At 72.5% G+C, this 21,568-nt stretch carries 21 protein-coding genes and 2 tRNA genes; 11 read left to right on the plus strand and 12 right to left on the minus strand.

What is annotated here, in order from left to right; translation table 11 throughout:
* Nucleotides 1-7: 7 nt before the first annotated feature.
* Complete coding sequence (locus ACFSBI_RS06785) at nucleotides 8-442, minus strand: nitroreductase family deazaflavin-dependent oxidoreductase (RefSeq protein ID WP_377933323.1); 435 nt, start codon at nucleotides 440-442, stop codon at nucleotides 8-10.
* Nucleotides 443-501: 59 nt separating this feature from the next.
* On the opposite strand from ACFSBI_RS06785, the gene ACFSBI_RS06790 reads away from it, so the two are divergent.
* The 9 genes from ACFSBI_RS06790 (at nucleotide 502) to ACFSBI_RS06830 (ending at nucleotide 8,178) form a co-directional block, all read left to right on the plus strand.
* On the plus strand, nucleotides 502-753 hold the full coding sequence (locus ACFSBI_RS06790) for a hypothetical protein (RefSeq protein ID WP_377933325.1): 252 nt from the start codon (nucleotides 502-504) through the stop codon (nucleotides 751-753).
* A gap of 134 nt (nucleotides 754-887) precedes the next feature.
* The gene (locus ACFSBI_RS06795) at nucleotides 888-1,325 is read left to right on the plus strand and encodes a MarR family winged helix-turn-helix transcriptional regulator (RefSeq protein ID WP_377933327.1); all 438 of its coding nucleotides are present in this window, start codon (nucleotides 888-890) and stop codon (nucleotides 1,323-1,325) included.
* An 18-nt stretch (nucleotides 1,326-1,343) separates the two neighbouring features.
* Entirely contained in the window at nucleotides 1,344-2,615 is a 1,272-nt protein-coding gene (locus ACFSBI_RS06800; RefSeq protein WP_377933329.1) for an MFS transporter, read from the plus strand.
* A gap of 394 nt (nucleotides 2,616-3,009) precedes the next feature.
* Nucleotides 3,010-3,099, plus strand: a tRNA-Ser gene (locus tag ACFSBI_RS06805).
* A 3-nt stretch (nucleotides 3,100-3,102) separates the two neighbouring features.
* On the plus strand, nucleotides 3,103-3,810 hold the full coding sequence (locus ACFSBI_RS06810; protein ID WP_377933331.1) for a CPBP family intramembrane glutamic endopeptidase: 708 nt from the start codon (nucleotides 3,103-3,105) through the stop codon (nucleotides 3,808-3,810).
* A 7-nt stretch (nucleotides 3,811-3,817) separates the two neighbouring features.
* On the plus strand, nucleotides 3,818-4,834 hold the full coding sequence (locus ACFSBI_RS06815) for a PHP domain-containing protein (protein WP_377933333.1): 1,017 nt from the start codon (nucleotides 3,818-3,820) through the stop codon (nucleotides 4,832-4,834).
* Nucleotides 4,835-4,989: 155 nt separating this feature from the next.
* A tRNA-Arg gene (locus tag ACFSBI_RS06820) sits at nucleotides 4,990-5,062 on the plus strand.
* Nucleotides 5,063-5,106: 44 nt separating this feature from the next.
* The gene (locus tag ACFSBI_RS06825; protein WP_377933334.1) at nucleotides 5,107-6,081 is read left to right on the plus strand and encodes a DNA-methyltransferase; all 975 of its coding nucleotides are present in this window, start codon (nucleotides 5,107-5,109) and stop codon (nucleotides 6,079-6,081) included.
* 114 nt (nucleotides 6,082-6,195) lie between these two features.
* Complete coding sequence (locus tag ACFSBI_RS06830) at nucleotides 6,196-8,178, plus strand: acyl-CoA dehydrogenase family protein (RefSeq protein ID WP_377933336.1); 1,983 nt, start codon at nucleotides 6,196-6,198, stop codon at nucleotides 8,176-8,178.
* A gap of 60 nt (nucleotides 8,179-8,238) precedes the next feature.
* On the opposite strand, the gene ACFSBI_RS06835 is transcribed toward ACFSBI_RS06830, so the two are convergent.
* Nucleotides 8,239-8,886 carry a DedA family protein gene (locus tag ACFSBI_RS06835; protein WP_377933338.1) on the minus strand — a complete coding sequence of 216 codons (648 nt, stop codon included), beginning with the start codon at nucleotides 8,884-8,886 and terminating at the stop codon, nucleotides 8,239-8,241.
* Nucleotides 8,883-10,130 (minus strand): LCP family protein, encoded by a 1,248-nt coding sequence (locus tag ACFSBI_RS06840; RefSeq protein ID WP_377933340.1) that lies wholly within the window; start codon nucleotides 10,128-10,130, stop codon nucleotides 8,883-8,885. The genes ACFSBI_RS06835 and ACFSBI_RS06840 overlap by 4 nt, the downstream gene beginning before the upstream one ends.
* A 187-nt stretch (nucleotides 10,131-10,317) precedes the next feature.
* Here ACFSBI_RS06840 and ACFSBI_RS06845 point away from each other — a divergent pair, with 187 nt between their 5' ends.
* Both ACFSBI_RS06845 and ACFSBI_RS06850 read left to right on the plus strand, forming a co-directional pair.
* Nucleotides 10,318-11,409, plus strand: coding sequence for an amidase domain-containing protein (locus ACFSBI_RS06845; RefSeq protein WP_377933342.1), 1,092 nt, complete (start codon nucleotides 10,318-10,320; stop codon nucleotides 11,407-11,409).
* 32 nt (nucleotides 11,410-11,441) lie between these two features.
* Nucleotides 11,442-11,927 (plus strand): hypothetical protein, encoded by a 486-nt coding sequence (locus ACFSBI_RS06850; protein WP_377933344.1) that lies wholly within the window; start codon nucleotides 11,442-11,444, stop codon nucleotides 11,925-11,927.
* Between the two features lie 22 nt (nucleotides 11,928-11,949).
* Here the strand turns inward: ACFSBI_RS06850 and ACFSBI_RS06855 are convergent, their stop codons facing one another.
* The 9 genes from ACFSBI_RS06855 to ACFSBI_RS06895 all read right to left on the minus strand — a co-directional run bounded on the left by ACFSBI_RS06855 (nucleotide 11,950) and on the right by ACFSBI_RS06895 (nucleotide 21,547).
* The gene (locus tag ACFSBI_RS06855; RefSeq protein WP_377933346.1) at nucleotides 11,950-12,192 is read right to left on the minus strand and encodes a hypothetical protein; all 243 of its coding nucleotides are present in this window, start codon (nucleotides 12,190-12,192) and stop codon (nucleotides 11,950-11,952) included.
* 19 nt (nucleotides 12,193-12,211) lie between these two features.
* Nucleotides 12,212-13,357, minus strand: a complete 1,146-nt coding sequence (locus tag ACFSBI_RS06860; RefSeq protein ID WP_377933347.1) for a TerC family protein — start codon at nucleotides 13,355-13,357, stop codon at nucleotides 12,212-12,214.
* A 180-nt stretch (nucleotides 13,358-13,537) separates the two neighbouring features.
* A complete protein-coding gene (locus ACFSBI_RS06865; RefSeq protein ID WP_377933349.1) occupies nucleotides 13,538-14,515 on the minus strand; it encodes a ferritin-like domain-containing protein in 978 nt (325 codons plus the stop codon).
* A gap of 155 nt (nucleotides 14,516-14,670) precedes the next feature.
* Nucleotides 14,671-15,618: a helix-turn-helix transcriptional regulator gene (locus tag ACFSBI_RS06870; protein WP_377933351.1), complete on the minus strand. Its 948-nt coding sequence runs from the start codon at nucleotides 15,616-15,618 to the stop codon at nucleotides 14,671-14,673.
* Nucleotides 15,619-15,685: 67 nt separating this feature from the next.
* Nucleotides 15,686-16,612, minus strand: a complete 927-nt coding sequence (locus ACFSBI_RS06875; protein ID WP_377933353.1) for a carbohydrate ABC transporter permease — start codon at nucleotides 16,610-16,612, stop codon at nucleotides 15,686-15,688.
* A 1-nt stretch (nucleotide 16,613) separates the two neighbouring features.
* The gene (locus tag ACFSBI_RS06880; RefSeq protein ID WP_377933355.1) at nucleotides 16,614-17,549 is read right to left on the minus strand and encodes a carbohydrate ABC transporter permease; all 936 of its coding nucleotides are present in this window, start codon (nucleotides 17,547-17,549) and stop codon (nucleotides 16,614-16,616) included.
* A 33-nt stretch (nucleotides 17,550-17,582) separates the two neighbouring features.
* Entirely contained in the window at nucleotides 17,583-18,926 is a 1,344-nt protein-coding gene (locus ACFSBI_RS06885; protein ID WP_377933357.1) for an extracellular solute-binding protein, read from the minus strand.
* Nucleotides 18,927-18,969: 43 nt separating this feature from the next.
* Nucleotides 18,970-20,481, minus strand: a complete 1,512-nt coding sequence (arfA, locus tag ACFSBI_RS06890) for an arabinosylfuranosidase ArfA (RefSeq protein ID WP_377933359.1) — start codon at nucleotides 20,479-20,481, stop codon at nucleotides 18,970-18,972.
* 142 nt (nucleotides 20,482-20,623) lie between these two features.
* Entirely contained in the window at nucleotides 20,624-21,547 is a 924-nt protein-coding gene (locus tag ACFSBI_RS06895; protein WP_377933361.1) for a bacteriorhodopsin, read from the minus strand.
* Nucleotides 21,548-21,568: the final 21 nt, after the last annotated feature.

Raw genomic sequence — 21,568 nt, forward strand, 5'->3', positions numbered from 1 at the left:
AGGCCGCTCAGCGCGGGTCGAGCACGAACACGGGGATCGCCCGGTCCGTCTTCCGCTGGTACTCGGCGTAGTCCGGCCAGGCCTCCACCGCGCGGGCCCACCACTCGTCGCGCTCCGGCCCGGTGACCTCGCGCGCGTCGTAGTCCTTCTTCTCCGGGCCGTCCTGCAGCTCGACGTGGGGCTGGTTCTGCAGGTTCCAGAACCACACCGGGTGCTCCGGCGCGCCGCCCTTCGACGCGACGACGGCGTACCGGCCCTCGTGCTCCACCCGCATCAGGGCGGTCTTCCGCAGCTTCCCGCTGCGGGCGCCGACGGAGGTGAGCACGATGATCGGCCTGCCCCGCAGGGTGTTCGCCTCGGCGCCCCCGCTCGCCTCGAAGCGCTCCGCCTGGTCGCGCGCCCACGCCGACGTGCTCGGCTCGTACTCCCCGGTCAACGGCATGCCGCGATCCTCACCCCGCGCCCAGCGGCCGCGCAAACCCCCGAGGCCAGACTGGGCGCATGGCGACCCCCACCTTCCCCGAATGGCTGACCGAGCAGACCGACCGCGGCGACGAGATCGCCGCCTTCGCGCAGCAGGTGGAGCAGCTGACCGACTTCCCGCAGTCCGGCGGCAAGGCGATCTACGACGGCTACTTCGAGACCGCCCTGCCGGCGCAGCAGGAGGTCTACCAGCGCGCGTGGACCGAGTTCGAGGCGTCGCCGGAGCCGGCGCGCAGCGACGACACCGAGCGCCCGACCACCCTTCGCTGACCGAGCGGCGCCGTCCACGGGCGCCTTCCGACTGCACGGGCGACGCATCGCGCCCGGGCGGTCGGGAGGCGCCCGTCTCGCGTGCCGGGCATGACGCACGAGTATTTGCATAAGCCGGTGATACAGTTCTCCTCATGGACGACGGACCCGCCGAGCAGCACCTCGCACTCGGCCGGGCCTTCGAGGAGATCGCCGCATGGCTGCGCCGCAGCCCGCGCACCGACGTGTCCGCCACCGGCCTCAGCGTGCTGGACCGGCTGGACACGACCGGCCCGCAACGCGTCACCGACCTCGCGGCGGCCGAGGGCGTCACGCAGCCCGCGACCACCGCGCTGGTGAACCGGCTGGAGGAGTCGGGCTGGGTGGCGCGGGAGCCGGACCCCGACGACGGGCGCGCCCAGCGCGTCCGCCTGACCGAGGACGGGCACGAGCGGCTGCACCGGCACCGGGCCGACCGCTCGCGGCGGATCGCGGAGCGGCTCGCCGCGCTCGACCCCGCGGACCAGGCCGCGCTGGAGCGCGCCCTCCCGGCGCTGCGCCACCTCGTCGCCGTCCCGCCCCGCGACCGCTGACGACTTGGACCCCGCCCCGTGCACGACTCCCCTCCCACCAGCCCGTTCCGCCAGCCCCGCGCCGTCTGGGCGGTGGCCTTCGCCTGCGTCGTCTCCTTCATGGGGATCGGCCTCGTCGACCCGATCCTCAAGAGCCTCGCGGGGCAGCTGAACGCGACGCCGACCCAGGTCGAGCTGCTCTTCACGAGCTACCTCGTCATCACGGCGTTCGCGATGCTGATCACGGGCTGGGTCTCGAGCCGCCTCGGAGCGAAGCGGACGCTCATCGCGGGCCTCGCGATCATCGTCGTCTTCGCCGCCCTCGCGGGCTCGTCGGGCAGCATCGGCGGGATCGTCGGCTTCCGCGCGGGCTGGGGGCTCGGCAACGCGCTCTTCATCGCCACCAGCCTGGCGGTGATCGTGGCGTCGGCCTCGGGCGGCTTCGCGGGCGCGATCATCCTGTACGAGACGGCGCTCGGGGTCGGCATCGCCCTCGGCCCGGTGATCGGCGGCGTGCTCGGCAGCATCAGCTGGCGCGGCCCCTTCTACGGCGTCAGCGTCCTCATGGCGATCGCGCTCGTGGCGACGCTGACGCTGCTGCCGAAGACGCCGCCGGCCGCGCGCAAGCAGCGCCTCGGCGAACCCCTGGTGGCGCTGAAGCACCGCTCCCTCGCGCTCACGAGCATCGTCGGGCTGCTCTACAACTGGGGCTTCTTCACCCTGCTCGGCTACTCCCCCTTCCTGATGGGGATCGACAGCCCGATCCTGCTGGGCGCCGTGTTCTGCGGCTGGGGCGCGTTCGTCGCGGTCTTCTCCGTATTGGTCGCCCCGCGGCTCCACCGGCGCTTCGGCACCGCCCGCACGCTCTACGTCAACTTCGCGCTCATGGCGGTCGACCTCGCGCTGATCGGCGTCTTCTCGCAGGTGCCCGCGGTGGTCGTCGTGGGCGTGATCGTCGCCGGCGCCTTCATCGGGGTGAACAACACGCTCGTGACCACCGCCGTGATGAGCATCGCGCCGGTCGAGCGGCCGGTCGCGAGCGCGACCTACGGCTTCGTCCGCTTCATCGGCGGCGGTCTCGCCCCGTTCGTCGCGGGTCTGCTCGTCGAGGCCTTCGACCCGGAGGCGCACCTGCCGTTCTTCATCGCGGCGGGCACCGTGGCGGTCGCCGCGCTGGTGCTCAGCCTGGTCCGGGGCCCGCTCGCGGCCGCCGATCGCGGCGAGGTCGCGCAGCCCGAGCCCGAGCCGCTCGACCGCGTCGAGCGCCGCGAGCCGGTCGCGAGCGCCCTGCCCGTCGCCGACGCCGACTGACCCGCCCGCTTCTTCACCCCTCCGTGACGGATCCGCCCGGGAGCAGCGGCGAACTCGTCACCCCGCGGCGAAGAAGCCGGGCCGAGAGGCGGGGAGCCGCCGGGCGCTGCATACCCATGTGCAGTCCGACGGCCCCCCTGGTCTCACCAGCGACGGCCCGAACGGTCGGATGATGAGACTTCCGGAGCCGGAGGAACGCGAGCGCGATCGTCCGGAAGTCGAGGGGGTGGGCGGCACTGACCGCGCCGGGCGTCTTCGGGGGTGCCCGGCGCGAGGAATCTAGTCCCGCGCCGGACCCGCTCGCAACGCGGCCCCGCCCGGCGAAGGAGGCGCACGCGCCCGCGCCGCCGACTCGTCCGCGGAGGACCGCCCAGCGGCTATGCTGCTGGCGCCGGGAGACGTCGCATAGTCCGGTCGAGTGCACCACCCTGCTAAGGTGGAGAGCCCTATTAGGGCTCCGTGGGTTCAAATCCCACCGTCTCCGCTCATGACCGAGCCCTCACCCGCCTCCGGTCCGATGACCTCTCCGCTGCCCTGGCGGCGATCGCTCGTCCTGCTCGCCGTCCTGCTGCTCGTGTCGGCGCTGCTGGTCGGCGCACTGGGGCTCGCGGTCCGCGGCGGCGCGGACCCGATCGCACTGATCGCCTGGCTCGCACCGGGGCACGCGCTCGTGATGCTGGGCGCGATCGCGCTGCTGCTCCGGCGCTGGCACGTCGGCTTCGCGGACCTGGGGTTCCGGCCGCCGACCGCGCGGCTCATCCACCTGCTCTGGCAGGTCCCGCTGATGGTCGTGGTCGTCGTCGCGGTGGCGGCGGTCTCGGCGTCGGTGATCGGCACCGCGGAGCAGACGCAGGGGGTCGACCTGGTCCTGCGGGACGGCGCGACGTCGCTCGTGCCCGTGCTGGCCGTCGGCGTGGTCGTCCTCGTCCCCGTGTGGGAGGAAGCGGTGTTCCGCGGCGTGATCGGCGGCGGGCTGGCGCGCCGGTTCCCCGTCTGGGTCGCGGTCGTCGGCTCGTCCGTCCTCTTCGCGGGTGCGCACGCCGTCCCGCTGCTGCTCCCCTACCTCTTCACCGCGGGCCTGTGCCTCGCGCTCATCGCCCGGTTCCACCGCACGCTGTGGGCGTCGGTCGTCGCCCACGGCTCCCTGAACGCCCTGGTCCTGCTCGTGACCCTGCAGGCGGTCACCGGACGATGATGGGCGGGTGAGCCCGCACGACGCCCTCGCCGAGATCGCGTTCCGGCTGGAGCGCGATCGGGCCGAGCCCTTCCGCATCCAGGCCTTCCGCCGCGCGGCCGCCGCGATCGAGGGGCGCGACGACGAGGACCTGCGGGCAGCGCTCGCGACCGGGCGGTTGAAGGCGACCAAGGGCATCGGCGGCCGCAGCCTCGAGGTGATCGCCCAGACCCTCGAGGGGCGGGTGCCCGACTACCTGCAGGGGCTCCGGGACCGGGCGGCCGACGACGTGTCCCCCGAGGGGACGGCGCTGCTGCAGCGCCTCCGCGGCGACCTGCACACCCACAGTGAGTGGTCGGACGGCACGACGCCGGTCGAGGCGATGCTCGACGCCGCGCGGCTGCTCGGCCGCGAGTACCTCGCCCTCACCGATCACTCCCCGCACCTGACGGTCGCGAACGGCCTGACCGCGGAGCGCCTGGCCGAGCAGCTCGAGCTCGTCCGCCGCCTCGACGGCACGGGCGGCGTGCGCCTGCTGCCGGGCATCGAGGTCGATGTGCTCGACGACGGCACCCTGGACCAGGAGCCCGCGATGCTCGACCGGCTCGACGTCGTGGTCGCGAGCCTCCACGGGCGCCTCCGCGCCCCGTCGGCGGAGGTCACCGCACGGCTGCTGGGCGCGATCGCGGACCCGCACACCAACGTGATCGGCCACATCACCGGGCGGCTCGTGGAGGGCCGGCGCGGCACCCGGCCGCAGTCGGTGTTCGACGCGGACCGCGTCTTCGCGGCCGCAGCCGAGTCGCGCGTGGCGATCGAGATCAACGCGCGGCCCGAGCGCCAGGACCCGCCCGACGACCTGCTCGCCCGCGCGCTCGTCGCCGGCTGCCTCTTCAGCATCGACACGGACGCGCACGCGCCGGGCCACCTCGACCTCCTCGGCCTCGGCGCCAGCCGGGCGGCCGCGGCCGACGTGCCGCCGGAGCGGATCGTGACGACGTGGCCGCTCGAGGACCTGCTCGCCTGGACGCACGAGCGCCGCTGACTCCCGCCCGTGCAGCCCGCAGCAGCACGGTCACCGCCCGCCCAGCACCGCCCGCGCCGCTCAGCGCTGCACCGGCGACGCACGCACCCGCTCGGCCCCGTCGGACCTCGGGCGGCGGGCCTGGTAGCATCGTCCGGTCGCTTTGACAGCGGCATGCGCCCGTAGCTCAACGGATAGAGCATCTGACTACGGATCAGAAGGTTGGGGGTTCGAGTCCCTCCGGGCGCGCGAGATCGGGAGCCCCGCAGCACGCGTGCTGCGGGGCTCCTGCCGTGTCCACGACGGCGATGCCCGAGGTGACGCCGCCGTCGGAGGACGGCGCTAGCGTCCGCCGGGTGACGCTCGAGGTGCCTGCGGTGCGGCCGCGATGGTCGCCGCACGGGCCGGACCTCGTCGTCGAGGGCGACAACCTCGCCGTCGCGCGCGGGCTGCCGGACGGCGCGTTCACGGTGATCTACCTCGACCCGCCCTTCAACACCGGGCGGGTGCAGGAGCGGCCGTCACGGCGCGGGCACCCGCCGCTCGGCGGCAGCCGGCTCGGCTTCCGAGGCCGGCCCTACGACGTCACGAGGAGCGTGCTCGCCCGCTACGACGACGAGTTCGCCGACTACTGGGCCTTCCTCGAGCCGCGGCTGGAGGAGGCGTGGCGGCTGCTCGCCAATGACGGCACCCTCTACCTGCACCTCGACGCCCGCGAGGTCCACTACGCCAAGGTGCTGCTCGACGCGCTCTTCGGCCGCGAGTGCTTCCTGAACGAGATCGTCTGGGCCTACGACTACGGCGGCCGCTCCGCGCGCCGCTGGCCCGCGAAGCACGACACGATCCTCGTGTACGTGAAGGACCCCGACCGCTACTGGTTCGACGCCGAGGCGGTCGACCGCGAGCCCTACATGGCCCCCGGCCTCGCCGGCGCCGAGAAGGCCGCGGCGGGGAAGCTGCCGACCGACGTCTGGTGGCACACGATCGTGTCCCCGACCGGGCGGGAGCGCACCGGCTACCCCACGCAGAAGCCGCTCGGCGTGCTGCGGCGGATCGTCGCGGCCAGCAGCCGGCCGGGCGACTGGGTGCTCGACCTCTTCGCCGGCAGCGGCACGACGGGCGCGGCGGCGCGCGGGCTCGGCCGTCGCTTCGTGCTGGTCGACGACAACCCGCAGGCGGTCGAGGTCATGCGCGAGCGTCTCGGCGAGGGCCTCCTGGTCCGGCGCGAGGTGGAGAACTCCTCTCAGGGAACACCGCCGCGTTTGTAGGTCGTCGACTACTCCAGCCGACGCCCCGCCCGGGCGCCGTCGTGCTTCCCGACACCGCGCTCGGAATCCGCGCGGCGCGCGACTACCGTCCGACCGATCGGACAGGAGGCGTGGATGGTCGTGCAGCAGGTGGTCCCGGAGACCGTGGAGCGGACGGCGACGGCGGGCGGGCCGGATCTCGAACGGATCCGGACGGCGCTGCTGGGCCGGTGGCCCGGAGTGCGGCAGGCCGCCCGCGACCGGATGCTCGATCCCGCGCTGCACCGCATCGTCGACCAGACGGTCGCGGACCACCGCGAGCGCGTCACGGCCCAGCTGCAGGTGCTGCTGGACAGCGGCCAGGTGCGGCTGCCCTTCCCAGAGGCGTTCGGCGGCACGGGCGACGCGGGCGGCAACCTCGTCGCCTTCGAGGAGATCGTCACCGCGGACCCGTCCCTGCAGATCAAGGCGGGGGTGCAGTGGGGCCTGTTCGCGGCCGCGATCCTGCACCTCGGCACGCAGCGCCACCACGACCGCTTCCTCGCTGACGCGATCGAGCTGCGGACGCCGGGCGGCTTCGCGATGACGGAGACCGGCCACGGCTCCGACGTCGCCTCGATCGCCACCCGTGCGGTGTACGACGCCGAGCGCGAGGAGTTCGTGATCACGACCCCGTTCCGGGCGGCGTGGAAGGACTACATCGGCAACGCCGCGGTCGACGGCCGCGCGGCCGTCGTGTTCGCGCAGCTCGAGACGCGCGGGGAGCGGCACGGCGTGCACGCGTTCTTCGTGCCCATCCGCGACGAGGCCGGCCGCTTCCTGCCCGGCGTCGGCGGCGAGGACGACGGCCCGAAGGGCGGCCTGAACGGCATCGACAACGGCCGGCTGCACTTCGACGGGGTGCGGGTCCCCCGGGAGAACCTGCTGAACCGCTACGGCGACGTCGCACCCGACGGCACGTACTCCTCCCCCATCGCGAGCCAGGGGCGCCGCTTCTTCACGATGCTCGGCACCCTGGTGCAGGGCCGGGTGTCGCTCGCCGGCGCCGCGAACTCGGGCGCCAAGGTCGCGCTCGCGATCGCGGTGACCTACGCCGACCAGCGGCGCCAGTTCGCGGACGCCGGCGGCGAGGAGCAGGTGCTGCTCGACTACCCGCGGCACCAGCGCCGGCTGCTGACGCGCCTCGCCGGCGTCTACGCGGCCGCCTTCAACCAGGAGGAGCTGCTGACCGACTTCCACCGGGTCTTCACCGGCGAGGAGGACACCGACGAGCGCCGCCAGGCGCTCGAGACCTTCGCCGCAGGAGCGAAGGCCGAGGCGACCCGGCACGCGCTCGAGACGATCCAGGAGTGCCGCGAGGCGTGCGGCGGCGCGGGGTTCCTCGCCGAGAACCGCATCCCCCAGCTGCACGCCGACCTCGACGTCTACACGACCTTCGAGGGCGACAACACCGTGCTGCTGCAGCTGGTCGGCAAGCGCCTGCTCACCGACTACGGGAAGCGCCTGAAGGCCGCCGGACCGGCCGCCGCCGGCATCGTCGCCGCCGGGATCGCGGGCCGCGCCGCCGGCGCCGCGGGGGTCACGGCGCTCGTGCAGCGCGTCGCCGACGGCGGGACCGCGGCGGGCGCCGCCCGCTCGCTGCGCGACCCCGCGGAGCAGGAGCGCCTGCTGGCCGAGCGCGTCGACGTCGCGGTGGCGGAGATCGCTCCGGACCTGCGGCCGGGCTCGGCCTCGCCGGAGGAGCTGGCGCGGCGGTTCGGCGCCCGCCAGCACGAGCTGATCGAGGCCGCGCGGGCGTCCGCACGCCTGCAGCAGTGGCGCGCCTTCACCCGCGCGGTGGAGGCCGAGGAGCACGCGCCCACCCGGGCGCTGCTGGCGCTCGTCCGCGACGTGTTCGCGCTGCAGACGATCGAGCGCGAGCTGGGCTGGTACCTGGTCCGCGGTCGGCTGTCCCGTCAGCGCGCCCGCGCGGTGACGCGGCTGCTCGACGCCCTCGTGACGCGCATGCGTCCCCACGCCACGGGCCTCGTCGACGCCTTCGGCTACGAGCAGGGCCACCTGCGCGCGGCGATCTCGAGCGGTGCGGAGCAGCGCCGCCAGCAGGAGGCGCGCGCCTGATCGCGCTCGGCCCGGAGGGCGCCGTCGTCCGCGGCGGCGCCCTCCGGGCCGAGCGGGGGATCAGGGGCGGCGCATCGCCCTGGCCTGCCGCACGCGGCGGACGATCAGCACCACGAGCCCGACCGCGAGCGCGCCGTACACGACGTAGTCGAGCACGCCGAGATAGGGGTCGATGAGGTCCCGCTGCGTGCCGAGCGCGGCGCCCAGCCCGATCAGCGCGCCGTTCCAGATGCCGCTGCCGATCGCGGTGCAGACCACGAACACCCCGAGGTGCATCCGGGCGGCGCCGGCGGGGATCGAGATCAGGCTGCGGACCCCGGGCATGAGGCGGCCGAGCAGCACGGCTGCGGCGCCGTGCCGAGCGAACCAGGCGCTGCCGCGCTCCAGGTCGTCCCGACTGATGAGGTGGGTCCGGGTCAGCAGCGCGATCGCACGCCGCAGGCCGACCGCGGCGCCGAGCCAGTAGAAGAGCAGCGCGCCGACGGTGGACCCCACGGTGCTCCAGACGATGAGCCACCCCAGGTGCAGCCGCCCCGACTGCGTCAGGTACCCGGCGAAGGGCAGGATCACCTCGCTCGGGATGGGCGGGAAGATCGTCTCGAGCAGCACGAGCACGCCGACGCCGACGTCGCCGAGGGCCTCGAGCACCGTGGTCGCCAGGCCGGCGACGCCGCCCTCGGGCTCGGCGCGGAGGACGACCGCCGTCATCGCCTGCCCAGGTCGTTGCCGACCGTGCAGGTCTGCTGCTCGACCGTCTGCCCGACGACCGTCTCCGGCAGGTCGACGCCGTCGTCCGCGCTGCTCGACGGCGAGGCGCTGCTCGACGGCGAGGCGGAGGCCGACGGGCTCGCGGACTCGGATCCGCCCCGCACCACCGAGCCCTTGCCGTCCGTGGCCCCGACCTGCTTCTTCGACAGCCGGAGCGTCTTGTCGGCCCTGACCGCGTCCATCAGGGTCTTCGCCGCGGACTCGTTCGGGACGACGCCGTCGCCGGACAGCACCGTCGGGTACTGCACGAGCACGAACTGGGAGAGCGGGATGGACGCGCCGGCCCGCGCGATCGACACCATCGTGTCGGGGCTCGCGAGCGAGGTCGACAGGCGCATGGACTGCGCCGCCGCGACCGCGAGGCCGTACAGCTTGGTCACGTCGGTCAGCGTGGAGGTGCTCTTCATCGTGCGGACCAGCGAGGACAGGAACACCTGCTGCGAGCTGATGCGGGTCAGGTCGCTGCCGTCGCCGACGCCGTGGCGGGTGCGCAGGAACTTCAGCGCGTCGGTGCCCTCGAGCACGTGCTCGCCCTTCGAGAGGTGCAGCTGCGTGTAGTCGTCGTCGATGCGCTCGGCCACGCAGACCGGCACCCCGCCGACGGCGTTCGACATCTCCACCACGCCGTCGAACGTGATCATCGCGACGAAGGGGATCTGGATGCCCGTGAGGTCCGCGACGGTGTCGCGCACGCAGCCGAGCCCGCCGAACTCGAGGATGCTGTTGATCTTGACGCCCGACGCGGCCGGCAGCTGCTCCGCCGTGTCCGGGTTCGTGCAGGCCGGGCGGGAGACGTACAGGTCGCGCGGCAGGCTGAGGACGGTCGCCTTCCGGTGGTCCTCGCTGATGTGCAGCAGGATGTTGACGTCGTTCAGGGTGCTGCCCGGGTTCTCCCCGTAGTGCCCCTTCTGCCCGTTCCTCGTGTCGCTGCCGACGAGGAGCAGGTTCACCGCGCCCGAGTACGGGCCGATCGTCGGCACCGCCTCGTCCGACTGCCCGGGCAGCGCGACCGTGTTCCGCTCGAGCCCGGCGCGGAGGCGTTCGAACGCGATCGCCCCCACGGTGACGCCGGCGACGAGCACGACGCACAGCCCGATCGCGAGCAGGCGCAGGACCGCCGCGACCGGCCCACGGGTCGCCTGACGCCCGTGCTGCGCGACCGGGAGCCGTGACGGCGCTCGCATACACGCCCCCCTGGTCAGCGGTTCTTCGCCCCGCCGCGGTGCGCCCCGGTCTGGGGATGACCGCGCGGGGCGGGCTCGGCCTACCGTCACCATGCGGACGGCGGGGGCAGTCTATCGGCGCGTTTCCCCTGAACAGGGGCCTGGTCCTTCGCATCTGCTGACAGAACCCGAGGGAAGGACCAGAGGCATGGGCGACCGTTCCACGACCCTGTCCGCGCTCGCCGCGACGATCGTCGCCGGCGCCGTGCTGTGCGGAGGCCTCCCGGCGCAGGCCGTCACGCCGACGCCGGCGCCGAGCACGGCACCGACCACCGCGCCGACGGCGAGCACCGCACCGACGACCGCCGCGCCGGCACCCGCGACGTCGACCCCGGCCGCCGTCACCGGCTCGGCCGCTCCGACGGCCCCCCGCGCGACGACGGCGCCGACCACGACGCCGTCCCGGATCACGCTGCCGCCGAGGCCCGCGACACCGACCCCGTCCGCGACGCCCACGCCCACGCCCACGCCCATCGTCCCGCCGCCGGTCGCGACGCGGCTCAGCTCCACCGGCGGGCACGCGTCGGGCTCGCGCACCCTCACGCTGACGGGCTCGCGGCTGCAGAACCTGACCATGGTGCAGGTCGCCGGGCAGCCGGTGACGAACCTCGTGATCCTGTCCCCGACGTCGGCGCGCTTCCGGCTGCAGAACGCGATCGACTACCAGGCGCAGGTGGCGCCGATCTCGCTGACCTCCGTCGACGGGATCACGCGGCCGACGAGCCTGACCTTCACCTACCGGGTGACGAACCGCGTCGACCGGCAGATGGCCTACGCGTTCCAGAACTGGAACTCGACCTCGAACAGCACCTTCGGCTACCTGTCGAACAGCGACTGCGCGAACTTCGCCAGCCAGACGCTGCTCGCTCGCGGATGGAAGCGCGGCCCGGACTGGTACAACTCCGGCCCCGGCCGCTGGAGCGCCACCTGGGTCTCCTCCACCGCGCTCAGCAGCTGGCTGAAGACGCGGCCCGATCTCGCGACCCGCCTGCCCTACCGGCAGCGGGACCAGGTGCGGGTCGGCGACATCGTGCAGTTCCGGTGGCCCGGCCACAAGAAGGGCTACTCGGCCTGGGACCACACCGGCATCGTGTCGAAGGTCGTGGTCCTGCCGAACGGCCGGCACGACGTCTACTACACGTCGCACACGCTGAACCGGCAGTACGGCGGCAGCACCCAGCTGTTCGCCCGGGTGATGGCGAAGGACCTGCGCATCCAGTTCTTCCGGCTGCTCAAGTAGCGCGGGGCGCCGCGGGGAGGCATGCTCGCGGGGTGCTGCTCGCGACCGCGATCCTCCTGCCGACCCTCCTGCTCGTGCTGCTCGCCGTGCTGGTCTGCCTGCTGGCCGTCGCCGCCCTGGTGCTCGTCGTGCTGCTGGAGCGCACCGGCACGGACCTGCCCGGCGCCGCGCGCGGCCTGCACGACCGGTTCACCGCGCCGAGGGCGGCACCCGCCGCTCGGACGCCCTGGTCGCGGCGCACGCCCGCGCCCCCGGCGGAGGCCGCTCCGGACGACGCGCGCACCCCGGCCGGCGAGCAGGCGGACGCGCCGACGGCGCAGCTGTCGGCGACGACCGCGGCCGAGCCGTCTCCGACCGAGCGACCCGCGCCCGCGGGGCGGAAGCCGCCGACGAGGACGCGGCCCGTCCGCACGCCGCGGTCTCCGGCCGGACCGGGCGACGCCGAGGAGCGTCAGGCCGCGATGGATCGCCTCTTCTCGCCCCTCGCCGAGGACGGCGCGGACGAGTCCCGCCCCTGAGCGCGCGGCGCGGATCGCCCGATCAGGGCACGTTGCCCGGCAGCCCCCCGTAGGAGCCGCTGACGATCGCGAGGACCTGGGTCGTGCCCACGAGTCCCGCGATGAGGATGAGCAGCACCCCGCCGACCAGGATGCCGCGCCGGGTGAGCAGGGCGTGCTGGGTCGCCCCGGTCTGCCAGACGATCATCCCGACGCCGACGACCGCCGTCACGAGCGCGAGCACGCTGTAGAGCGACGCCACGGGGTAGAGGGTGAGGTCGTACACGGTGATCCTTCCTGCCGCCCTAGAGGCGGGTGGAGCGAGCCTGCTGGAGAAGGTTCTCATCCTCCGGTGACAGCTCGTCGCGTGAGGCCTCGAGGTCGCCGTGGACCTCCTCGACCCGCTCCAGCGACTCGTGGCGCTTGTGCGGCGCCGCGGTCGGGTCGAGCACGATGCGCGCGTGCTCGCGCAGCTTCAGCAGCCGCCCGTTCCGCCGCCCGGCCGGGGTGGCGAGCGAGGCGATCACGGTGAGCGCGAGCACCACGACGATGACGACGAGCGATGCGGGGGTGCTGACCTCCGGCACCGGCACCGGCCGGCCCCCGTTCACGAACGGCAGGTCGTTCTCGTGCAGGGCGTGCAGCAGCAGCTTGACCCCGATGAAGGCGAGGATCGCCGCGAGGCCGTAGCTGAGGTAGATCAGCCGGTCGAGCAGCCCGTCGATCAGGAAGAAGAGCTGCCGCAGCCCGAGCAGCGAGAACGCGGTCGCGGTGAAGACGATGTACACGTCCTCGGTCAGCCCGTAGATCGCCGGCACGCTGTCGAACGCGAAGAGGATGTCGGTGCCGCCGATGGCCACCATCACGAGCGCCATCGGGGTGAGCATGCGCCTGCCGGCGACCCGGGTCGTGAGCCGGTCGCCGTCGTACTCGTCGGTGGTGTTGAGGAACCGCTGCGCCAGCCGGACCACCACGTTGTCGCCGCTCGCCTCGTGCCCGCCCGGCCGGAGCAGGTTGACCGCGGTGAGGATCAGGACGGCGCCGAAGACGTAGAAGATCCAGGCGAAGGCCTCGATCAGGGTGGCGCCGAGGAGGATCAGGCCGGTTCGCGCGATGAGGGCGAACACGATGCCGAACAGCAGCACCTTCTGCTGGTACTCCCGCGGCACAGCGAAGGCCGCCATGATCACCATGAAGACGAACAGGTTGTCGACCGACAGCGCCTTCTCGGTGAGGTACCCCGCGAAGTACTCGCTGCCCCACCGCGGCCCGGCGAGCAGCAGGCCCCCGACGCCGAAGAGCACCGCCACGCCGACGTACACGCCGGACCAGGCCGCGGCCTCGCGGAGCGACGGGGCGTGGGCCTTCCGCACGTGGGCGAAGAAGTCGAACAGCAGCAGCCCGACGATGAAGATCACGGTGAGCACCCAGACGACCGCCGGCGTGTTCATGAGGTCCTTCCTGGAGGGGACCTCAATGCAAGCGCATCGGATGCTGCACGGGCACGGGCCGCAGGGGCTCCCCTGCGGGTGCGGGGCACTCCCACAGCGCTGTCAGGGCCGCCTCATAGGAGGAGCCCGTCCGGACGATCCGGACGGGCTCCTCCGCGGCGGTCGCGACCAGCGGCGTCGCTACTTGCTGGCGCTCGCCTTCACCGCGCCGTTGAAGCCGCGCGGGTAGAAGCCGCCCTTGCTCACCGAAGCGCTCGAGAGGTTCAGGTAGACGATGTTCAGCACCTGGCCCGGCGTGCGCCCGTAGGCGATGCCGTTGCGATCCGTCGGGGTGAGGTTCGCATCGTTGATCGGCCTCTTGCTCCCGTAGCTGCTCTGCGAGATGCCCTGATCGTCGTCACCCGGGCCGTCGAGACGGTCGCGCGCGTCCGAGAGCTTCTGCACCGTGCCCCAGAGGGACTCCTTGCCCTTCTTCGCGGCCTCGGCCGTCAGCAGGGTGCGGACCGCGCCGGCGTGGTACGCCTCGACCGCCAGGATGCCCGCGGCCGCATCGAGGTAGGTCTTGCTCTTGATCAGGCCCGCGGCGCCCTTGTACGCCGTCACGCCCACGTCCTCGAACAGGAAGGCGCCGAGCAGGAAGTTCGTCTCGTTCGCGAACGCGTCGAACTTCTGCCCCTTCTTGATCACGCCGGCCGCGACCGCTGCAGCCGTGAAGGCCTTGTCGAAGTTGATGGTCGGACGCGCCACCGCGGAGCCGCCGAGCGCCTTGCGCAGGAAGCGGACGTGCTCGCGCTCGTCGCGCGCGATCTCCCGGGCGTACGACTTCATCATGGCGCTCTTCCACGGCACCTCGTGGCCGCCGAACACGGCACCGGCGGCGGCGTCATCACCGCCCTTGGCGTCGGACATGTTCAGCCCCTTGCCCGTGACGGCGCGGAGGTAGAACTCGGCCTCGAGGTACTCGAGGTTGAGCGCGAAGTTGAGGACCGCGCCGTCGTCGACGCTGTCGGCCGCCTGCGCCGCTGTGGCGCCGCCGGCGACGGTCGCGACTGCCGCACCGGCACCGGCGACACCGAGCATCGTGAACAGCCTGCGACGGTCGACCTCCTTCGCAGCGCTGCGGTTGACCGCCTGTGTGATGAAGTGCTTCTCGTACAAGGGAGGTTCTCCTCGGGTCGTCGGCCGAACCGGCGAGCAGCCACTGCGGCTGGACGTCGTCGTCCGTGCGCTGAGCATCCGTGACGACTCGGCGGATCGGATGTCTCGGGCACGAGATCGTGCGGGAAGCGGCCCGAGCACGTCCTCGAACGGCCTCAGCCGAGCCGGAGGGTGTCGCTCGGACGCTCGCCGAACCGCTCGGCGTAGAGCCGGGCGAAGCGGCCGCTGTTGCCGAAGCCCCATCGCTCGGCGATCTCGTGCACGGTGCCCACCGCGGCGCCGCCTGCGAGCAGGTCGCGCCGGGCCGCGTCGAGCCGGATCGCGTGCAGGTGGGCGAGCGGGGTGACGCCGAGGTGGCGCCGGAAGAGCGCCTGCAGGCTCCGCGGCGAGACGCGCGCGGCCGCGGCGACCTCGGGGACGGTCACCGTGCCGGCGGCGTGCTCCTCGAGGAAGGCCACCGCGCGGCGCACGGCGGCGGGCGCCGCCCGCACGTCTGCGGCGGCGGCCTGCGTCACGACCTCGCCGAAGGTGCCGAGCAGCATCCGCACGCCCAGCTCGAACAGCTCGTCGCGCAGCACGGGGTTGGCCGAGGCCGCGACCACGAGCGCGTCGTGCAGGCTCGCGGCCGTCCAGCGCCAGGCGTCGGCGGCGTCGTCGCTGACGGGCCGGGTCCGCAGCAGCCGGAGACGCCGGCCGCCGCGATCGCCGGCCCGCTCCGCCGCGGCGCGGAACCGGTCGGCGTCGAACTCGACCAGGCGGACGTGGGCGTCCCGCAGCCGCAGCGCGACGGGCTCGGCCGGCTGCAGGAACGGCCGGGTGGTGTCGAGCCGGTGGCGCGCGTACTCCGCGTCGTACCGGCCGGAGAGGACGACGCCTGCGGTGACGACGCCGGATGCGGGGGCTCCCGTCGCCGACGCGGCTCCTCGCACCCGCAGCTCCGACAGCTGCATCCCGCCCGCGCGGACGGCCGTCCAGCGCACGGCGAGGGGCTCGTCGCCGCCCTCCGCGCGCACCGTCAGCCCGGGCATCGCCCTCCCGAGCAGGGCGAGCGCGTCGTCCCGGTGCTCGGTGGCGACCACGACCCGCTCGTCCTGCTGCAGCACGCCCCGACCTCCGTCCGCCCGGGGGTTCGGACCCGAGCCCCCGGAGGAGGGGTGACGCCGCTGCGGCTCAGCCCTTCAGGCCCGAACCGGTCACGCCTTCGACGATCTGGCGCTGGAAGATCACGTAGAGGATCACGAGCGGCAGGGCCCCGAGCACCGCACCGGCCTGGATGTCCGAGTAGCGCTGACCGAAGCTGCCCTGCACCGTGGCGAGGCCGACCGGGATGGTCATGAGGTTCGGGTTCGCGACGACGAACAGGGGCAGCAGCAGGTTGTTCCAGACGCCGACGAAGGTGAGGATCGACACCGCCGCGATCACCGGCCGGGACAGCGGCATGATGACCGACCAGTAGACGCGCCAGCGGCTCGCGCCGTCGATCCGCGCCGCCTCCTCCAGGTCCTTCGGGATGCCGTCGAAGAACTGCTTGAAGATGAACACCGCGATGACCGCGGGCACCTGGGGCAGGATCACGCCCCAGTACGTGTTCAGCAGGTTCACCGCGCCCAGCATCTGGAAGATCGGGACGATCAGCACCTGCGTCGGGATCATGATCCCGAGCACGATGAGGAGGAACACGACGTTCCGCCCGCGGAAGACGAGCCGCGAGAGCGCGAACGCCGCCATCGAGGCGAAGAGCACGGTGAGCACCGTCGTGATCACGCTCGTGATGCCGCTCGCGAGGTACCAGTTCCAGATGTCGCCGGCCTGGAACAGCGACGCGTAGGAGTGCAGCGTCGGCGAGAACGACGAGATGATCTGCCCGGCGCCGAGCGCGGACGTGCCGTTGTCGGTGAGCGACGTCTTCAGGGCGAAGACGCTCGGGATGAGCCAGAGGACCGCGAGCACGATCAGCACGGCGAGCGCGACGACGTTGAAGATGCGGTCGCTGCGCCTCGTGGCCTCCGCCGGCAGGGCCCGGGCGGGCGCGGCCGGCGACACCGCCCGGCGCACGGCCGAGGAGCGCCGGGGGGTCGTGGTGGGCGTCGTGGTCATCTCACGCCTCCTTCGTGCGGTCGGTGAGCTGCCGGATCACCGCGATGGCGACGATCAGGACGAAGAGGATCGTGGAGGCCGCGGAGGCGGCCCCGACGCGGTTGTCGGTGAAAGCCGTGTTGGTGACGAGCTGCAGGGCGACCTGCGTCGAGATGCCGGGCCCGCCGGAGGTCATCAGGTAGACCTGGTCGAAGATCTTCAGACTCGCGATGATCTGCAGCAGGATCACCAGCGTCGTCGTCCTGGTCAGCAGGGGCAGCGTGATGAAGCGGATCTGCTCCCACTGGCTGGCGCCGTCGACGGCCGCCGCCTCGTAGAGCTCGCGCGGGATCTCCTGCAGCCCCGCCAGGTAGAGCACGAAGTTGAACCCGAGCGTCCACCACACCGTCGCGAGCGCGATGCCGATCATCGCGGTCGCGGGCGACGCCAGCACGCCGGGCCCCGGGGTCAGCCCGACCAGCTGCTCCCCCAGCGCCCAGAGCCCGGTCCCCGGGGTGAAGATGAAGAGCCAGATGAGCGAGATGGTCGCGGACGGCAGCACGAACGGCAGGAAGAACGCGAGCCGGAAGAACCACTGGCCGCGGCGGATGCGGTTCGTCAGCACCGCGAGGACGAAGCCGAGGACCACGAGCGGCGGGGTCGTGTAGATCGTGAACTGCACCGTGTGCCACATCGCGCCCCAGAAGTCGGCGCGGCCGAACATCTCGGCGTAGTTCCCGAACCCGGCGAAGCCGCCGAGCCCGGGACGCACGGTCGACGTGTTGAAGAAGCTCACGACGAGCATCACGACCGCGGGGCCGAGCAGGAAGAGCAGGTAGAAGACGCCGAAGGGCGCGAGGAACCCCCAGCCCGCGCGTCTGCCGCCGCGGTCCAGGGGGCTGAGCCGGCGAGGCCGTGCGGCGACCCCTGCCGGCGGGACGGATACGGCTTGCGTCATTGCGATGGCCTTTCGGTGGTCGAGCGGATCGGATCAGAGCGGGGAGGGGGTGCGCAGGTAGGTCTGCAGCTGGTCGCTCGCCGCCCGCAGCGCGCCCTCGGGCGAGATCGCGTCCTGCTGCACCAGCGCGAACTGGGCGCCGACCGTGTTCTCGAAGGTCGAGCCCGAGCCCGAGTACCAGGCCGACGGGTCGTACACCGCGTCCTCCGCCGCGGCGGCGTAGTCCGCCTGCGGCTCGAGGTCCTTGTACTGCGCGCTGTCGCGCACCGGCAGGTAGGCGGGGATGTGGCCGCCCTTCGCCCAGGTGAGGCTCTGGTCCAGCATCGACTTGATGAAGCCCATCGCCTGCTTGCGCTGCTCCGGGCTCCGGTCCTTCTTCGGCAGCACGAAGGTGTGCGAGTCGGCCTGGCTCGCGGGCTTCTCGAACAGCTGCGGCACGGGGACCATCCCGAACTTCAGCCCGTCGATGGACTGCGCGGTCGTGATCTCCCACTCGCCCTGCAGGTAGAACCCGGCCTTGCCGGTGAACATCGGCGTCTGGCTGCCCGCGTAGTCGAGCGCCTTGTTGAGCCAGCCCTTCCTGCTCCAGCCCTGGATGGTGGCGAGCACCTCCTTCGCCGCGTCCTGGTCGACGGTGATCGTCTTCCCGTCGTCCCCGAGGTACGGGGGCACGCCGCTGAACTGGTTGTAGAGCGTCTGGAACAGCCGCCACGGGGTCGCGGTCTCGTTGACGTTCGCGGACGTGATCGCGAGACCGCCGGTGACCTTGCTGATCTCGGCGAGCGCGGCCTCGAAGTCCTTCAGGCCCGTGATGGTCTTCAGCCTGCCGTTCTCGAGCAGCCCGGCCTCGTCGACCACGTCCTGGTTGAAGAACATGACGTACGGGTGCGTGTCGAGCGGGATCGCGATGTCCTTCCCGCCGGTCCGCTGCGCCGTCCACGACTTCGGGTTGAAGTCCGAGGCGGAGAGGCCGACGGATGAGAGGTCCTCCGCCGTGATCGGATCGAGGATCCCGCCCTGCGCGAGCAGCTTCGCGCGGGTCAGGTGCGCGATCGCGACGTCCGGCGGCTTGTTCCCGACGGTGGCCAGCGTCAGCTTGGAGTAGTAGGGGTTGCCCCAGGCGAAGACCGTGGCCTGCAAGGAGGACGGACCGCCGTGGTCCTGCTCGTACACCCCCTCCATCGTCTGCATGCGGCTGCCGTCGCCGCCGCCGAAGAGGTTCCAGTAGACGAGGGTCCTGGGATCCAGCGCGGCGCCGGTGAGCCCTGCGGTCACCGGGCTGGAGCACGCGGCGAGCAGCGGCGCGGCCGCGGCCGCGAGCCCTGCTCCGAGCACCCCTCGTCTCGTCATCGGGCTGCTGAACAACTGCTTCGCCATCTGCTCGACCTCCTCGTCGTGCGTCCCGCCTGCTGGTGCCGGATCAGTCCCCGGCGAGTCCGATCGCCGTCCAGGAGACCGGCGGCAGCGTCACCGTCAGCACGCCGTCCTCGATCGCCGCGGACTCGTTCGGCCGCGCCGTCACCCGCTCCTGGTCCTCGAGCGTGTTCGCGGCGTCGGGGTCGTCGTCGGCGATCTGGTGCGTCTCGGTGATCCGCGCGGATCCGAGGCCGTCGACGCGGATCCGCACCGTCATGGGCTCGCTGCGATGGCGGTTGACGAGGAACGCGGCGGCCTCGCCCCCGTCCCGCGTCACCACCGCGTCGACCACCGGGGCGTCGCCGTGCTTCTCGGTCGGCACGGTCGGGGCGTCGATCTCGACCCGCAGCGCCTCGCCGCGGGCCAGGCGGGCGGTGATCGCGAAGGGGTAGAAGGTCGTCTGACGCCAGGCGGGACCGCCCGGCTCGGTCATGATCGGCGCGATCACGTTCACCAGCTGCGCGAGGCTCGCGGCCTTCACGCGGTCCGCGTGCTTCAGCAGGGAGATCATCAGGCTGCCGAAGACCACGGCGTCCATCACCGTGTAGACGTCCTCGAGCAGCCGGGGCGCGATCGGCCAGTTGTCCTGCCCCGTGACGATGTCCTGGTCGTGGTACCGGTCCTGGTACCAGACGTTCCACTCGTCGAACGAGACGAAGATCGTCTTGTCGCTCTTCAGCTCGGCCTTCACCGCGTCGGCGGTCGCGGCGACGGACTCGATGAAGCGGTCCATGTCGATCGCGGAGGCGAGGAAGCTGTCGAGGTCGCCGCCGGTCGGCTGGTAGTAGGCGTGGGCGGAGATGAAGTCGACGTCGTCGTAGGTGTGCAGGAGCACCGTCCGCTCCCACGAGCCGAAGGTCGGCATGCCTCGTCCGGAGCTGCCGCAGGCGACGAGCTCGAGGTCCGGCTGCATCTGCCGCAGCGCCTTGGCCGTGCGGCTCGCGAGCTTGCCGTAGTCCTCGGCGCTGCGGTGGCCGAGCTGCCAGGGCCCGTCCATCTCGTTGCCGAGGCACCACATCCGCACGCCGAAGCCCTCGGGCGACCCGTTGGCGGCGCGGCGGTCCGACAGCGTGCTGCCGGTCGGCAGGTTCGTGTACTCGAGCAGGTCCAGCGCCTCGAGCTCGCCCCGCGTGCCGAGGTTGATCGCGAGCATCGGCTCGCTGCCGGCCTTCGCGTTCCAGTGCGCGAACTCGTGCAGCCCGACCTGGTTGGTCTCGGTGGAGTGCCACGCGAGGTCGCGGCGCACCGGGCGCTCGTCCTTCGGGCCGACGCCGTCCTCCCAGCGGTAGCCGCTGACGAAGTTGCCGCCCGGGTACCGCACCGTCGTCACCCCGAGCTCGCGCACGAGGTCGATCACGTCCTGCCGGAAGCCCTGCTCGTCCGCGGTCGGATGCCCCGGCTCGTGGATGCCGTCGTAGACGCAGCGCCCCAGGTGCTCGACGAACGAGCCGAAGACCCGGCGGTCGATCGCACCCACGGGTGCTGCGGTCGAGGCGGTGATGCGGACTTCGGGCACCGGCGGCTCCAATGGTCGACGTCGTCGTGACGCGGGGCACGTTACATCGTTGGAACGACGACTGCCAGTGCCTCTCGGGGACACGCCGGGAACGACGGAGGGGCCGTGCGCGACTCGCGCGCACGGCCCCTGCCGTCGTGGATCACTGCAGCCGCTGACCCGCCAGCTGCTCGTGGTCCGCGTGCTCGAGGTGGATGGAGGCCGGGGCCACCGCGTCCGCCTGCTTGTTCTGGTCCGCCCAGATGGTCTCCGGGTGGATGTCGATGCCGGCGGCGACGTCCGCGGCCGTCCGCAGCTTCGCCACCTTGTGGATCATCAGGCCGAAGCCGACCTTCGCGATGATGTCGGCCGCCGAGAGGGTGACCTGCAGCGCCGTCGCGGAAGCCCCGCCGGAGGTCCAGCCCTGGAAGCCGAACACGATCGGGTACGCGAACCAGATGACCAGCAGCAGGATGCCCGCGTTGCGGAACGTCGGCCGCGCCGCGCCGGGCAGCGACGGCATCGACTTCATGACCGTGCGGATGACGACGCCGTAGAGGACGGCGAAGAAGACGGAGCTGATGATGCCCCACCAGAGCAGCGCGGTCATGCTGGAGCCGTCGTCGATCACGACGCCGCCGAGGTACCCGGTGAAGATCATGAGGATCGCGGAGGCGACGCCGATGACGCGCATGCGACGGGCGGCGAGGCCAGTCAGGGCGCTGACGCCGATCAGCTCGACGATCAGAAGCGGGACGGTGATGGACCAGTCCATGTACCGCGGGGCCCAGGACCAGATCGCGTTCCCGTTCGGGACGAACAGGTCGCCCTGCTGCGTGTAGCCGACGTCGAACTTGATCGCGAGCACGACGTAGGAGACGAAGGCGATCGCCACCACCCCGATGCCCGCGAAGATGGACGGACGGTACTTGGCGCTGACCTCCTTGATGCCGATCGCGGTCCGCAGCAGCATGGCGAGGAGGGCGAGCCCGGCGATGACCAGGAAGTAGTAGATGAGGGTGCGCTCGGAGAGGTTGAGCGTGGCCTGCCAGGGCGGGACGACCGCGGCGAGGACTGGGTGGTTCACGGTGCTCCTAGGGGCTCGAGG

The organism is Amnibacterium endophyticum (assembly GCF_042680685.1).
Lineage (GTDB): Bacteria > Actinomycetota > Actinomycetes > Actinomycetales > Microbacteriaceae > Amnibacterium > Amnibacterium endophyticum.

What these genes read in the sequence shown, in the direction of transcription:
- ACFSBI_RS06785 (WP_377933323.1), bottom strand. Translation starts at nt 442, where the DNA reads ATGCCGTTGACCGGGGAGTACGAGCCGAGCACGTCGGCGTGGGCGCGC.
- ACFSBI_RS06790 (WP_377933325.1), top strand. Translation starts at nt 502, where the DNA reads ATGGCGACCCCCACCTTCCCCGAATGGCTGACCGAGCAGACCGACCGC.
- ACFSBI_RS06795 (WP_377933327.1), top strand. Translation starts at nt 888, where the DNA reads ATGGACGACGGACCCGCCGAGCAGCACCTCGCACTCGGCCGGGCCTTC.
- ACFSBI_RS06810 (WP_377933331.1), top strand. Translation starts at nt 3,103, where the DNA reads ATGACCGAGCCCTCACCCGCCTCCGGTCCGATGACCTCTCCGCTGCCC.
- ACFSBI_RS06830 (WP_377933336.1), top strand. Translation starts at nt 6,196, where the DNA reads ATGGTCGTGCAGCAGGTGGTCCCGGAGACCGTGGAGCGGACGGCGACG.
- ACFSBI_RS06835 (WP_377933338.1), bottom strand. Translation starts at nt 8,886, where the DNA reads ATGACGGCGGTCGTCCTCCGCGCCGAGCCCGAGGGCGGCGTCGCCGGC.
- ACFSBI_RS06840 (WP_377933340.1), bottom strand. Translation starts at nt 10,130, where the DNA reads ATGCGAGCGCCGTCACGGCTCCCGGTCGCGCAGCACGGGCGTCAGGCG.
- ACFSBI_RS06845 (WP_377933342.1), top strand. Translation starts at nt 10,318, where the DNA reads ATGGGCGACCGTTCCACGACCCTGTCCGCGCTCGCCGCGACGATCGTC.
- ACFSBI_RS06860 (WP_377933347.1), bottom strand. Translation starts at nt 13,357, where the DNA reads ATGAACACGCCGGCGGTCGTCTGGGTGCTCACCGTGATCTTCATCGTC.
- ACFSBI_RS06875 (WP_377933353.1), bottom strand. Translation starts at nt 16,612, where the DNA reads ATGACCACGACGCCCACCACGACCCCCCGGCGCTCCTCGGCCGTGCGC.
- ACFSBI_RS06880 (WP_377933355.1), bottom strand. Translation starts at nt 17,549, where the DNA reads ATGACGCAAGCCGTATCCGTCCCGCCGGCAGGGGTCGCCGCACGGCCT.
- ACFSBI_RS06885 (WP_377933357.1), bottom strand. Translation starts at nt 18,926, where the DNA reads ATGGCGAAGCAGTTGTTCAGCAGCCCGATGACGAGACGAGGGGTGCTC.